Origin of the sequence: Streptomyces sp. 11x1 (genome assembly GCF_032598905.1) — a bacterium.
Lineage (GTDB): Bacteria > Actinomycetota > Actinomycetes > Streptomycetales > Streptomycetaceae > Streptomyces.
The window spans coordinates 3,758,754-3,771,466 of sequence record NZ_CP122458.1 but is presented as its reverse complement, the minus strand read 5'-3'; the positions used below and the strand labels follow the sequence as shown (position 1 = coordinate 3,771,466).

Below are 12,713 nucleotides of genomic sequence, written 5' to 3'. Positions count from 1 at the left end.
TGGTCATTGTCCGTCATCGGCGCCTCGGGCGTCATCGGTGCCCCGGGGGGTCGGCGCTGGTGTTCCGTGGGTGTCCCGCGCGGGCCGTGGGTTCGGGAGCAGGGCGGCCGTCAGCAGCGCGGTGACCAGCGCGGCCGCAGCGCAGACCAGCAGGGTCGCGCCCATGCCGTCCACATACGCGGCGTCGGCGGAGTGGGCCAGGGCGGGCAGGCCGAGCCGCTCGGCGACCAGGTGCGCGGCGGTGAGCGACTCGCGGGCCGCGTCCGCGGCCTCGGCGGGGAGTCCGGAGGTGTCGATCCGGTCCCCGTAGGTCCCGGTCAGGAGGCTGCCGAGCAGGGCGATGCCGATCGCGCCGCCCACCTGGCGCAGCGTCATCAGCAGTCCGGAGCCGCTGCCCGCCTCCTGCGAGGGGATTCCGCCGAGTGCGGCGTCCATCGCGGGCACCATCGCGAACCCGAATCCGAGGCCTGCCACGCTCAGCCAGAGCGCGGTGAATCCGTAGCCGCTGCCGGCCTCGGTGCGGGAGCCGAGGAGCGCGGCGAAGCACAGTACGGTGAGACCGGCTGCGACCACGGGGCGCGGGCCGAGGCGCTGGACGAGGGGGGCGCTCGCGCGGGCGGCGACGATCAGGCCGCCCATCATCGGCAGCAGCCGGAGCCCGGTACCGAACGCGCTGCCGCCGCCCACCTCCTGGAAGTAGGCCGGGAGGACGAACAGCAGCCCCGAGAAGACGAAGGTACCGAGGGTCGCGGCCAGGCTGTTGTACAGGAAGCCGCGGTGGCCCAGCAGCCGCACGTCCAGCATCGGCCGAACGGCCCGGCGCTCCCGTACGACCAGCGCGGCCAGCAGCATCACGGAGACGGCGAACGAGCCGAGCACCAGGGCGCTGCCCCACCCCCGTCCCGGTGCCTCGATGATGCCGAAGACCAGGGCGCCGAGGCCGAGTGCGCTGCACGCGGTGGACAGCGCGTCGACGCGTGGCGTCGCCGGGTCGCGGGACTCGGGCAGCAGGAGAAGACAGGCGGCGATGCCGACGGCGACCATCGGGACGTTGATCAGGAAGATCGAGCCCCACCAGTAGTGGTCGAGCAGCAGCCCGCCGATCAGCGGGCCGAGCGGCATGCCCGCCGCCATGGACGCCGTGACGGCGGCGACCGCCTTGCCGCGCTCCTCGGGGCCGAACATCGACGGCAGGACGGAGAGCCCGAGGGGGATCACCAGCGCAGCGCCGACACCCATGACGGTACGAGCGGCGATGACCGCCTCGGGGGCGTCGACCAGCGAGCCGAGGACCGAACCGACGAGGAACACGCCGAGACCCACGATCAGCATCCGGCGTCGGCCGAAGCGGTCGCCGAGCAGTCCGGCGGGCAGCATCAGCGCCGCGAACACGACGATGTAGGCGTCCACGATCCACTGCAGCTCACCGGTGTCGGCCCCCAGCTGCTCGGCCATGGTCGGCAGCGCCACGTTCAGGATCGTCATGTCGAAGCCGAGCACCAGCATGCTCGCGACGAGGGCGCCGAGGGCCCACCAGCGGCGGGGGGAGGGCCGGACAGGGGAAGACGGAATGACAGTAGCCATGAAATGAGAGTAACTCTCAAAAGATTGCCGCTGTCAATAGGTGGTGCCTCCCGTTCTCGCGGTAGGGGTGTCCGGGCGCACGAAAAGGCCACGGCTCGGAAGCCGTGGCCAGGAAGGGGGGGAGGGGTGGGGGTGGTCTACGTGTGCTGGTACGCCACCAGAGAGATCCCCACGTAGTGCGTGATGAACGCCGCCAGCGTCAGGGAGTGGAAGACCTCGTGGAAGCCGAACCAGCGCGGTGACGGGTCCGGGCGCTTGAGGCCGTAGATGACGCCACCGATGCTGTAGAGAACACCGCCGACGATCACCAGGACGAGGACGGCGATGCCGCCGGTGCGCATGAAGTCGGGCAGGAAGAAGACGGCCGCCCAGCCCATCGCGATGTAGCACGGGGTGTAGAGCCAGCGCGGGGCGCCCACCCAGAAGACCCGGAAGATGATGCCGGCGAGCGCCGCCGCCCAGATGCCCCACAGCAGCCACTGCCCCTTGGCGCCGGGCAGGAGCAGCATCGTCAGCGGGGTGTAGGTGCCCGCGATGATCAGGAAGATGTTGGCGTGATCCAGCCTGCGCAGGATGCCGTCCATGCGCGGGCTCCAGTTGCCCCGGTGGTACAGCGCGCTCACGCCGAACAGCAGGCACGCCGTGAAGGTGAAGATCCCGCAGGCGATGCGTCCGCGTGTGGAACCCGCGAGCGCGGTGAGCACCAGGCCGGCGACGAGCGCGGCCGGGAACATGCCGAGATGGAGCCAGCCCCGGAGTCTGGGCTTGATCTCATCGGTGATCTGTTGGATCTCGTCGGTGATCGTGTGGGCGATCTGATGCGGCAGGGATCGCGTGTCGGGATCGCGGCTGTCGGCCGGCGTCTCCGGGTGCGCATCGGGGACGGACGCTGTCATGTTCTGCATCGTACCTACGGAGCCGTAACTTACGGGAGTGTGCGGGCTGTTCGTGCCTCCACAAGTGGTCAGCGTCTCACGTGGAGGGCTCGCGGGGGGCATCCGGCCGCACGAGCGGACACGCCTGGTGAAGCGCTGGTGACGCAGGGAAACCTCCTGGGTGAAATCGGGCGAGTGGTGATGGTCACGATGCTCATGTGTACGGCCCTCTGGACAGATGGGCGCTCCCGTCGGATGATCAAATGAGTGTGGTCGGCACCGGATGAGCGCCCAAAGATCCAACCGTGAAGCATCCGGGTCGCAGCCCCCACGGGGCCTCCAACAAAAAATCCCTCATTTAGGAGCAATCGTGGCGCGCGACATCGCGGCTCCCCCTTCAACCGTCCCGACCACCCACCGAGAACTCCTCGCGTGGGTGAACGAGATCGCCGAACTGACCGAGCCGGACAACGTGGTCTGGTGCGACGGATCCGAGGCCGAGTACGAGCGCCTGTGCGGGGAGCTCGTCGAGAAGGGCACCTTCCGGAAACTCGACCCGATCAAGCGCCCGAACTCCTACTACGCCGCGTCCGACCCGACCGATGTCGCCCGGGTCGAGGACCGCACGTTCATCTGCTCGGAGAAGGAGGAGGACGCGGGTCCGACCAACCACTGGAAGGCCCCCGCCGAGATGCGGGAGATCTTCCAGGGCGAGAAGGGCCTGTTCCGGGGCTCGATGCGCGGCCGGACCATGTACGTCGTCCCGTTCTGCATGGGCCCCCTCGGCTCGCCGCTCTCCGCCATCGGCGTCGAGATCACCGACTCCGCGTACGTCGCCGTCTCCATGCGCACGATGACCCGTATGGGACAGCCCGTGCTGGACGAGCTCGGCTCCGAGGGCTTCTTCGTGAAGGCCGTGCACACCCTCGGTGCCCCGCTGGAACCCGGCCAGGCCGATGTGCCGTGGCCCTGCAACAGCACCAAGTACATCTCCCACTTCCCCGAGAGCCGTGAGATCTGGTCGTACGGCTCCGGGTACGGCGGCAACGCGCTGCTCGGCAAGAAGTGCTACGCCCTGCGCATCGCCTCGGTGATGGCGCGCGACGAGGGCTGGCTCGCCGAGCACATGCTGATCCTGAAGCTGACTCCGCCGCAGGGCGAGTCCAAGTACGTGGCCGCCGCCTTCCCGTCGGCCTGTGGCAAGACGAACCTCGCGATGCTGGAGCCGACGATCTCCGGCTGGACCGTCGAGACGATCGGCGACGACATCGCGTGGATGCGCTTCGACGAGGACGGGGAGCTCTACGCCATCAACCCCGAGGCCGGGTTCTTCGGAGTCGCGCCCGGAACCGGTGAGCACACCAACGCCAACGCGATGAAGACCCTCTGGGGCAACTCGGTCTTCACCAACGTGGCGCTCACGGACGACGGCGACGTGTGGTGGGAGGGGATGACGGAGGAGACCCCGGCGCACCTGACCGACTGGAAGGGCAACGACTGGACGCCGGACAGCGAGACGCCGGCCGCCCATCCGAACGCCCGCTTCACGGTGCCGGCCGCGCAGTGCCCGATCATCGCGCCGGAGTGGGAGAACCCCAAGGGCGTGCCGATCTCGGCGATCCTGTTCGGCGGCCGCCGGGCCACGGCCGTGCCGCTGGTGACCGAGTCCTTCGACTGGAACCACGGGGTGTTCCTCGGCGCGAACGTGGCGTCCGAGAAGACCGCGGCGGCCGAGGGCAAGGTCGGCGAACTGCGCCGCGACCCCTTCGCGATGCTGCCCTTCTGCGGCTACAACATGGGCGACTACATGGGCCACTGGGTCGACGTCGCCAAGGGCAAGGACCAGTCCAAGCTGCCGAAGATCTACTACGTCAACTGGTTCCGCAAGAACGACGCGGGCAAGTTCGTGTGGCCCGGCTTCGGTGAGAACAGCCGGGTCCTGAAGTGGATCGTGGACCGGCTGGACGGCAAGGCGGAGGGGGTGGAGACGCCGATCGGCATCCTGCCGGCACCGGGTGCGCTCGACACGGAGGGGCTGGACCTCTCCTCGTCCGACCTGGACTTCCTGCTGACCGTCGACAAGGAGGTGTGGCGGGAGGAGGCCGCGCTCGTGCCCGAGCACCTCAACACCTTCGGTGATCACACGCCGAAGGAGCTGTGGGACGAGTACCGGGCGCTGGTGAGCCGTCTGGGCTGACGCCCCCCTTTTTCTCCGCGACCGGCCGGATATGGGTTGCCCTGACCAGCGACGTCTCCTCGGCCGGTCGCGGATTTTTTGTGCGCGGGGTTGGTTGGGCGCCGGATAACTCGGGGGTTCGGATGTGTTGGCGGGTGCGGCTCCGGTGGGGCTTCTCGCGCAGTTCCCCGCGCCCCTAGAAGCTCCAGGCCCTGCGGGCCTGGAGAAAGCCGGGGCGCAGCCCCGCTTTTCCAGGGGCGCGGGGAACTGCGCGCTCAGCCCCCACTGGACGGACGTGTGGGGGTCCAAGGGGCGCAGCCCCTTCGTGGGGGTACCTCCCGCTCGAGCGAAGCCGAGAGCGGGGGAGGGACGGGTAGGGGCGGAGGGGGCGAAAAGGGCTGCCGCGCACCGGATTTCGCGGGACACTCGGGACATCCGCACCGAACCCCGAAATGAGGTGACCGGGGTGCGCACACCCGTAAGTGACCCCATGAAGATCGGCCCGTACAAGATAGTCGGCCGCCTCGGCTCCGGCGGCATGGGCTGGGTCTACCTGGGCCGCTCACCCGCCGGCCGAGAGGTCGCCGTCAAGGTCGCCCGCCCCGAACTCGCCGCCGAACCCGAGTTCCGCGAACGCTTCGCCCGCGAGGTCGCCGCCGCCCGCGTGGTCAGCGGCGCCTACACCGCCGCCGTCGTCGACGCCGACCCCACCGCCGAACTCCCCTGGCTGGCCACGCTGTACGTCCCCGGTCCCTCCCTCGCGGAAGCGGTCCGTGCCGACGGCCCCCTCCCCGAGGCCCAGGTCCGCCCCCTCGGCGCCGGTCTCGTCGAGGCGTTGCAGGCCATCCACGCCGCCCATGTGATCCACCGCGACCTCAAGCCGGCGAACGTCCTGCTCGCCCAGGACGGCCCCCGCGTCATCGACTTCGGCATCTCCCGTGTGGACGGGGCCCCCGGCCTCACCCGTGTCGGCGTCGTCGTCGGCACCCCGCCGTTCATGTCGCCCGAGCAGATCCGCGGCGACCGCGTCGGCCCGCCGAGCGACGTGTTCTCCCTGGGCGGCGTCCTGGTCTACGCGCTCACCGGCCGCCCGCCGCACGGCAGCGGAGAGGCGGTGCGCGTGGAGGTCGTACGAGGGGAGCCACGGCTCGACGGCGTACCGCCCGCGCTGCGGCCGCTCATCGCCCGATGCCTGGCCAAGCGGCCCGAGGAGCGGCCCCGACTCGCCGAGATCCTGGCCGAGTTGGTGGAGGAGGAGACCCGCGTCGAGGCATGGCCGCCGCCCCAGGTGGCCCGGACCATCGAGGTGCGGTACGAGGAGCTGAGGGAGCGCCATCTGCGCCGTACGACGAGCGAGTCCGTCCCCTCCTGTCTGATGCTGCACGCGCAGGCGCTGCTCGACGCCGGGCTGACCGACGCCATGGTCGCGGGGGCGGTGGTCCGTGACGGTTCCTGACTCCTACCCGGGCCGTGAGTCCCACCCGGGGCGAGACTCCTTCCCCGGTCGCGACGGCCGTGACTCGTACCCGGGGCGCAACGCCGAGATATACGACCTCGGTACGCACTGGCGGCAGTTGGTGCAGAGCTGGGTGGCGCGGCGGAATTACCACACGGTCCATGACACCGTCTCCGTCTCCCTGCAATTCGATCTCCATGAGGCGGGGCGGGTGGTCACCCTGCGATTCATGACCACCAAGAGGCTTCTGGTGGCCTTCGCGACGGACGGGAATTTCCTCCGACAGGACCAACTCGCCATTGCCGCGGCCGCGTCGAACGCGTGGAATACCGAACAGCTGAACCCCATGCTTTCCGTGTGGGACGTCCGCGGGCCTCGCCCCTGTCTCGCCGGAGTCTGCGATCTGCCGTTGACGTGCCGGATGACCCAGGCGGACTTTGACGCTCTGGCCAATGACTGGGTGGAACGGGCGCGGCAGATGTTCAGTCGTTGTCGCCAGGTGTTCAAGTTGTAGAAGTGAAAAGCATACTGATCGAACGTCGGCGCAACTCGCCGTAATTCCATCGGTGGAAATCGTCAAACCCTTCCGGTCGCCCGGCTGCCTGCTCCACTATTGGGTGGGCTTTTTCAGGGCCGCGGGGGCGTGCCTTTCAGGCCACGGGGGGTTGGGGCGATGGGTGCGATCGGGCGTTTGTCGTTTCTCGGTGTGCTGGTGGTGCTGTTGGTCGCGTGGGTGCCAGGGGGCTCCGCCTCGGCCGCGAGATCGTGTCCGGCCGAGGGGTTCAAACAACGGCTGGTGTGCTGGATCGACCGCGCGGACGAGGGACCCGTGCTGATCACGCTTGAGGGGCCCTTGGAGTACCAAGCCATGGGCGATGAGCAGCGCGAAGTGTCCCGACTGCTGAATGCCAAAGCCCACCCCTTGGTGGTGCGGGTACCGGAGGGTGTGCATACGGGGCAGGGCGGTACGGCGCTGCTCCTCTTCGCCAAGGGCCTGCTCATTCACCCTGGCGCCAAGATCGACCGGCTGGAGAAGTCGACGCTGGGGGATCTGAAGGCGAGCGGCTTCTGCGCAGGAACGGACAAGCTCTGCGGCAAGGTCGGCCCCGGCGAGGGGTCGGACCCGCTCAAGGGATCGGACCTGGCCGACCACGCCGCCGATCCGGATGCCAACAGCTTCACCATCCATGACACCGACAACAACCCGAGCCCCAACACCTCGCCCTCATCAGGCGGTCCCAGCCCAGGTGGCGCGGACGGCGAGACGGACGACCCGGCCGGCACCACCGTCCCCGAAGCCTCCGAAGCCGGCTACAGCAACGCCACCTGGACCGCGTTCTGGATGGCGCTCCTGCTCGCTCTCCTGCTCCTCGCCTTCGTGATCGTGATCCGGCGGTCCAGGGGCCCCGTCGCCGTGGGGCACCGCGCGCCGTCTCCAGGGCGGGCCGGACCCGGGCGGGCGGCCGGCGCGCTCTCGCGGGTCGGCCCCGCCCGGACCACGCGGGCGCACGCGGCGCGCGGCGGGGGCGTGGCCGCGAGCGGCAGTGGCGGCGCGGGGGGTGTGGGTGGCAACGGGGGCAGCGACGACGGTGAGTGCGGGGACGCGCCCACCGCCCGGCTGCGGGTCGCGCCCGCGCCCCAGCACGGGCGGCAGGTCGGCCCCCGTCCGGCGCACGCCCGGACCGCGGTCGTACGCACCGAGCTCCACCCGCAGGGCTATGTCGAGGTCGACCGGGTGCTCCGCCGGGCCGTGTGGGCCGAGCCGGGGCGCCCGTCGCCCGTGCCCGGCAGCCTCGTCGACGTCACCGACGCCCGGGAGCGGGACTCCGACGTCCTGTACGCCTTCCCGCCGACCGCCGCCCGCCACGCGAAGGGCACCACCCCGCCCAGGTGACCCCGACGGCACCAGGCCACCAGCCGCACCGGAACCACCCCGCGACACCAGAAGCACCCAGCACCACCAGAAGCACAGGGGGATGAACCATGCACAGCGAATACCCGCCCACCCTGCCGGCCGAATACGCCGACATCGAGTTCGAGAACAACGCCCAGCGCATGCCGCTCGTGCTCTGCCTCGACACGTCCAGCTCCATGGCGGGCCAGCCGATCCAGACGCTCAACAACGCGCTCGCGGAGTGGACCAGGGAACTCCACGACGACGTCAGCCTCAGCTACAGCGTGGAGGTCGCCGTCGTCACCTTCGGCGGACAGGGCGTCGGCGCCTGGCGCGGACCCCAGTTGCTCGACCCGCGCACCCGGACGAGCCCCTTCATACCCGCGCACGCCTTCCAGGCACCGCAGCTCACGGCCGCCGGGGTCACCCTGATGACCGAGGCGCTGGAGCTGGCGATGCACATCGTCGCCGCCCGCAAGAGTGAGCTGCGGGCGTCCGGCCTGCAGTACTACCGGCCGCAGATCTGCCTCGTCACCGACGGCCTGCCCACCGACCCCACCGGCCGGCTCACCGACTCCTGGCATCGGTTGGTCCCCGTCCTCGCCGAGGAGCAGCGCGCCCGCCGGTTCCGGCTGTACGCGATCGGGGTCGGCGGGATCACGGACATGGGGGAGTCGGTGCTGCGGGCGTTCGCACCCAAGTTCAACGCCCGGCTGCAGGGATTCCCGTTCCGCGAGCTGCTCCAGATGATGTCCGCCAGTGCCAACGCCGAGCAGAAGGGGGCGGGGGACGAGGTGTTCGAGAAGATCTTCAGCCAGTTCAAGACACAGCGCCCCGCCTGGGAGGCGTGAGGTGAACGCCGCCCCGCCCTGGCGGATCCACGGCCTGAGCGTCGAGGGCTACCGGCACCGGCGCCAGGGCCTGCCCTGCCAGGACGCGTGCGCCGCCGCGGCCACACCTTCCGTCGCCGTGCTCGCCGTCGCCGACGGGGCCGGCAGCCGGCCCCGGTCGGACGAGGGCGCGCGCCTCGCCGTGGGGCTCGCCACGGACCACTTCGTACGGCGGGCCGAGGCGGCCGCGGGGGTCCGGCCGGGGGACGCCGTGCACGAACTGCTGCGGGACGCGTTGCGCGACGTCAGCGAGGACTTCCTCGAACGGACCGGAGCCGACGCGCCCGACTTCGCGACCACGCTCACGGTGGTGGTGCTCACGCCCGGCTGGCTCGGGCACCTCTCCGTGGGCGACGGGTTCGTCGTCGTGCGGGCCGGGACGGAGGACGGGGAACGGCAGTTCCATCTGCTGCCGCAGGCCGCGGCGGCGAGCGAGTACAGCAACGAGACGGTGTTCCTGACCTCGCCCGACAGAGACCGCTGGACCCACACCGAGTGCGTCCTGGACGACGGCGTCGACGGGGTGCTCCTCTCCACGGACGGGCTCGCGCAGGCCATGCTCAACCGGACGGCCGACGGCGCACAGTCACCGAACACCTCGTTCGCCGACGCCGTCTTCCGCTCCCTCGACCAGGCCGCCGAGGACGACCGCGACCCCAATCTGGCCGCTCTCCTGCGCTCCGACCGCCTCACCGCCCTCAACGCCGACGACAAGACCCTGCTGCGCGCGGTCCGCACCTACCGGCGCTGAGCGCGCCCCATGCGCGCCATACGCCCCAGGCTCATCAGCGGTGACGACCGGCTCGACGAACACTCGGAGGTACGGCCATGAGCGGCCGCACGGTCTTTCTCGACGGTAGGCGGGTCACTCTGGCCGAGTTGCCGTTGAAGGGGGGTGGGCAGGCGGCCGTTTTCCCGGTGGAGGGGGACACGGGGATCGTCGTCAAGATCTACCGGGACACCCCGGGGCCGGACCAGGAACGGCGGCTGACCCGGATGCTGACCATGTCACCGCTGGCCGCCCGCCCGACCGATGCCAGCCAGCCGCCGGAGCTGGCCTGGCCCACCGCGATCGCCCGGGGGGCGAACGGCGAGTTCCTCGGCTACGCGATGCGCCGCTTCGGCGAACCCCAGCACGTGCAGCTGGTCGGCCTGTTCACCCGCGTCCAGCGCCTCAAGCTCTTCCCGGACCGGGCCGACTGGCGGTTCCTGCTCGGCGTCGCCTGGAACCTCGCCTTCATGACGGCCCGCATGCACTACGACAACCTCGTCATCGGCGACTTCTCCAGCAGCAACGTCGTCGTCGACGCCAACGGCTTCGTCACCTTCCTCGACTGCGACTCCATCGCCTTCACCGACCCGGTCACCGGCGAGCTCTTCCCGTGCCTGATGCACACCACCGACTACTCGTCCCCCGAGCGGCAGGCGGGCGGCCCCGCGACCCGGCAGAGCGACGACTTCGCCCTCGCCGTCCTCGTCTACCAGCTGCTCACCGCCGGCAACCATCCCTTCGGCGGGGTGCCGCACGAGAGTGCCTCCGAGTCGACGGTCAAGGACAACATCGCCGCGAGCTGCAGTTACGTCGTCCGGCCCGAACGGGTCACCATTCCGCGCGGCACGATCGACCCCTCCGTGCTGCCGACCGAACTCCTCGTCCTCGCCAAGGCCGCGTTCGGGCCGGGCGTCCAGGACCCCGACGCGCGGCCGCAGGCCGAGGCGTGGTTGCGGGCCCTGGACAAGGAGCGCGGGCAGGTGCGGGCCTGCACGGTGCGGCCCCTGCACACGTACGGCTCGCATCTGCCGACGTGCCCCTGGTGCACGCGGGCCGCGGTCACCGGGCACGACGTCTTCAACGGGTCGCGGCCCACGTCGGTACCGGGCCCTCCGGGGGTTCCGCCGGATCAGGCGGCGTCTCCGTACGCGGGGTTGAAGGTGTTGGCGGTGGTGGTGGGGGTGGTGTTGCTGATCGTGCTTCTGGCGAGTGTGGGGTGACGGGGGAGGGTGGCTGGGCTGCGTTGCCGGGTGCGGGTCCGGTGGGGCTTCTCGCGCAGTTCCCCGCGCCCCTGAAAAGCAGGGGCTGCGCCCCGTGCCTTTCATCCCCGAAGCCCCAGGTACGACGGTGTGGTCGCTGAACACGGTGGTGTCCGGGTAGAGGACCACCAGGTCGTCTACCCCCTGCCCCTCTGCCAGCATCGCGGCGACCTGCGACTCGTAGACCAGGACGAGCGGATTGCCGACCCCGCTGACGAAGTCGCGGAACGCCGCGTCGGTGCTCGGTTGCTGGGCGCCCTGGACGCTGATCAGTTCGCGCATCAGCGGTGCCGTCCGGTCCAGGTCCGCAGTGCCCGTGACAACCCGGCCGCCGTTGGCGACGTTGGAGGCGGCGGCGAGGTAGAGCGCTCCGGAGTCGGACGTGGTCGGATCGGTGGTGGCGATGTAGAGGAGCCCCCTCAACTCCCCTTACTCTCCGCCCCCTTGAGGTCCTGCCACGTCCGCCCGTCCTCGGCGGCCTTCAGATACGCGTCCATGTCGAGGACGCCCCGGCCCTTCTCGACGGTGGCCAGCCCGTTCCGCCGCGGCACGTCGGCGGCGCCCCGGTGGGCGACGACCACGAGGGGCGAGCAGAAGGGACGGGGCAACGGCTCGCGTACGCCGTACTTCTCGGCCAGCTCGTCGGCGGGCGCCTTGCTGGACGGGAACGCGTAGTCGTACCCCTTCGGGTCGAGGGCCTCCATGGCCCAGGATCCCGACGTCTCCGTCCGCACGGTGCAGCCCTGGGCGGCCAGGGCCTTCACCACCTCCGGATAGGCGAAGAACTCTGCCTTCTCCGCCCCGATCACTCCTCGCACGGTCTTCGTTGCCGTGCCCGTGCCCTCGGTCTGCCGGCCCGCCACGACGGCTGCCACCACGCCGCCGATCAGCAAGACCGCGAGGACGGTTCCTGCGATTCGTCTCACAAAGGGGAGAGTGCTCCCGGAATCCAACGTTCCTTACGGGCGCCGGTGAACGGCCGGTGAAGCCGCGGTCCCGGAACGCAACGGCGGCCGTCCCTGCCTCACCGGTGCCTCTCGGCACTTCGGCGGAGGGGCGTGACCCTGGACCGGCGGAGCGCAAGCAGGATGATCGGGGTGAGCGCCACGAGCAGGCCGCTCGCTCACAGGTGCTCGCGGTTCCCGGCTGCCGTGCCGAGGGCGGCGCCGATGACGAGCGGCCCGACGGCGGCATCGATCTTGAGCGCGGCGGTCGCGTAGGAGCCCGCCATGACGGGAGCCGCGGCGGCCTCGTGGGGAACTCGCCCCCTCGGGGCGCCCCTCAGGGATCCGCTCAGTGAGCCGCCAGCTCCCGCGAGGCCGGCTCCGGGGCGGAGGCCGTCCCCTCGGCCGCCGCGTGCGCGTCCATCCGCTCCGCCGCCAGGATCGCCGCCGCCGTGTCCGCGCGGGAGGCCGCGACGACGAGGGCGCGGCCCGCGAGGGCGTGGGCGCGGCGGTGGAGTTCGCCGACGTCCCGCCCGTCGTCGGCGGGGGCCCCGGTGGACCGTACCGGCGGCCGGCCACCGCGCAGGCGGGCCACCTGTGCGGCGAGGCGCTCCGCGGCGGTGTCGAGATCTGCGGAGGGGGCGACCGCGCGGAGCGCGTCCGTCGCCGCCAGCAGCGCCACCAGGTGACCCGCGAGCTGGATGTCCAGCTCTTCCTCACGCGAACGGTGAGGGAAGTCGGAGGAGGTCGTGCCGGCCATCGTGTGGACCGACTTGGTGCGGATCGGCTCGTACATGGGATGGCCTCCAAGCTCTCGGACGACCAGCCTACCTTAGATTTGGTCTAAAGTTGAGTGGCGTCCG

General features: G+C 70.7%; 10 protein-coding genes and 1 pseudogene. 7 read left to right on the top strand and 4 right to left on the bottom strand.

All coding sequences use genetic code 11. From position 1 onward, the window contains the following. Positions 1-3: 3 nt before the first annotated feature. Both P8T65_RS16270 and P8T65_RS16265 read right to left on the bottom strand, forming a co-directional pair. Positions 4-1,584: an MFS transporter gene (locus P8T65_RS16270; protein WP_316726073.1), complete on the bottom strand. Its 1,581-nt coding sequence runs from the start codon at positions 1,582-1,584 to the stop codon at positions 4-6. Positions 1,585-1,721: 137 nt separating this feature from the next. Next, complete coding sequence (locus P8T65_RS16265) at positions 1,722-2,480, bottom strand: hemolysin III family protein (RefSeq protein WP_316726072.1); 759 nt, start codon at positions 2,478-2,480, stop codon at positions 1,722-1,724. A gap of 349 nt (positions 2,481-2,829) precedes the next feature. Here P8T65_RS16265 and P8T65_RS16260 point away from each other — a divergent pair, with 349 nt between their 5' ends. The 7 genes from P8T65_RS16260 to P8T65_RS16230 all read left to right on the top strand — a co-directional run bounded on the left by P8T65_RS16260 (position 2,830) and on the right by P8T65_RS16230 (position 10,867). Next, positions 2,830-4,656 carry a phosphoenolpyruvate carboxykinase (GTP) gene (locus tag P8T65_RS16260; RefSeq protein WP_316726071.1) on the top strand — a complete coding sequence of 609 codons (1,827 nt, stop codon included), beginning with the start codon at positions 2,830-2,832 and terminating at the stop codon, positions 4,654-4,656. Positions 4,657-5,101: 445 nt separating this feature from the next. Next, positions 5,102-6,091: a serine/threonine-protein kinase gene (locus tag P8T65_RS16255; RefSeq protein WP_316726070.1), complete on the top strand. Its 990-nt coding sequence runs from the start codon at positions 5,102-5,104 to the stop codon at positions 6,089-6,091. Between the two features lie 229 nt (positions 6,092-6,320). Beyond that, on the top strand, positions 6,321-6,605 hold the full coding sequence (locus tag P8T65_RS16250; RefSeq protein WP_316726069.1) for a hypothetical protein: 285 nt from the start codon (positions 6,321-6,323) through the stop codon (positions 6,603-6,605). 177 nt (positions 6,606-6,782) lie between these two features. Then, entirely contained in the window at positions 6,783-7,985 is a 1,203-nt protein-coding gene (locus P8T65_RS16245) for a hypothetical protein (protein ID WP_316726068.1), read from the top strand. An 89-nt stretch (positions 7,986-8,074) separates the two neighbouring features. Further along, the gene (locus tag P8T65_RS16240; protein WP_215457217.1) at positions 8,075-8,836 is read left to right on the top strand and encodes a VWA domain-containing protein; all 762 of its coding nucleotides are present in this window, start codon (positions 8,075-8,077) and stop codon (positions 8,834-8,836) included. A 1-nt stretch (position 8,837) separates the two neighbouring features. After that, on the top strand, positions 8,838-9,626 hold the full coding sequence (locus P8T65_RS16235) for a PP2C family serine/threonine-protein phosphatase (protein ID WP_316726067.1): 789 nt from the start codon (positions 8,838-8,840) through the stop codon (positions 9,624-9,626). Between the two features lie 77 nt (positions 9,627-9,703). Beyond that, positions 9,704-10,867, top strand: coding sequence for a hypothetical protein (locus tag P8T65_RS16230; RefSeq protein WP_316726066.1), 1,164 nt, complete (start codon positions 9,704-9,706; stop codon positions 10,865-10,867). Between the two features lie 117 nt (positions 10,868-10,984). Here the strand turns inward: P8T65_RS16230 and P8T65_RS16225 are convergent. Together P8T65_RS16225 and P8T65_RS16220 are read right to left on the bottom strand one after the other, a co-directional pair. Continuing rightward, positions 10,985-11,832, bottom strand: a pseudogene (locus P8T65_RS16225) (hypothetical protein); the annotation flags it as partial. 367 nt (positions 11,833-12,199) lie between these two features. Beyond that, positions 12,200-12,646 carry a hypothetical protein gene (locus P8T65_RS16220; RefSeq protein WP_316726065.1) on the bottom strand — a complete coding sequence of 149 codons (447 nt, stop codon included), beginning with the start codon at positions 12,644-12,646 and terminating at the stop codon, positions 12,200-12,202. Positions 12,647-12,713: the final 67 nt, after the last annotated feature.

Excerpts from the sequence above, each read along its gene's own strand:
- P8T65_RS16265 (WP_316726072.1), bottom strand. The coding sequence starts at position 2,480 with ATGACAGCGTCCGTCCCCGATGCGCACCCGGAGACGCCGGCCGACAGC.
- P8T65_RS16220 (WP_316726065.1), bottom strand. The coding sequence starts at position 12,646 with ATGTACGAGCCGATCCGCACCAAGTCGGTCCACACGATGGCCGGCACG.
- P8T65_RS16250 (WP_316726069.1), top strand. The coding sequence starts at position 6,321 with ATGACCACCAAGAGGCTTCTGGTGGCCTTCGCGACGGACGGGAATTTC.
- P8T65_RS16270 (WP_316726073.1), bottom strand. The coding sequence starts at position 1,584 with ATGGCTACTGTCATTCCGTCTTCCCCTGTCCGGCCCTCCCCCCGCCGC.
- P8T65_RS16230 (WP_316726066.1), top strand. The coding sequence starts at position 9,704 with ATGAGCGGCCGCACGGTCTTTCTCGACGGTAGGCGGGTCACTCTGGCC.
- P8T65_RS16240 (WP_215457217.1), top strand. The coding sequence starts at position 8,075 with ATGCACAGCGAATACCCGCCCACCCTGCCGGCCGAATACGCCGACATC.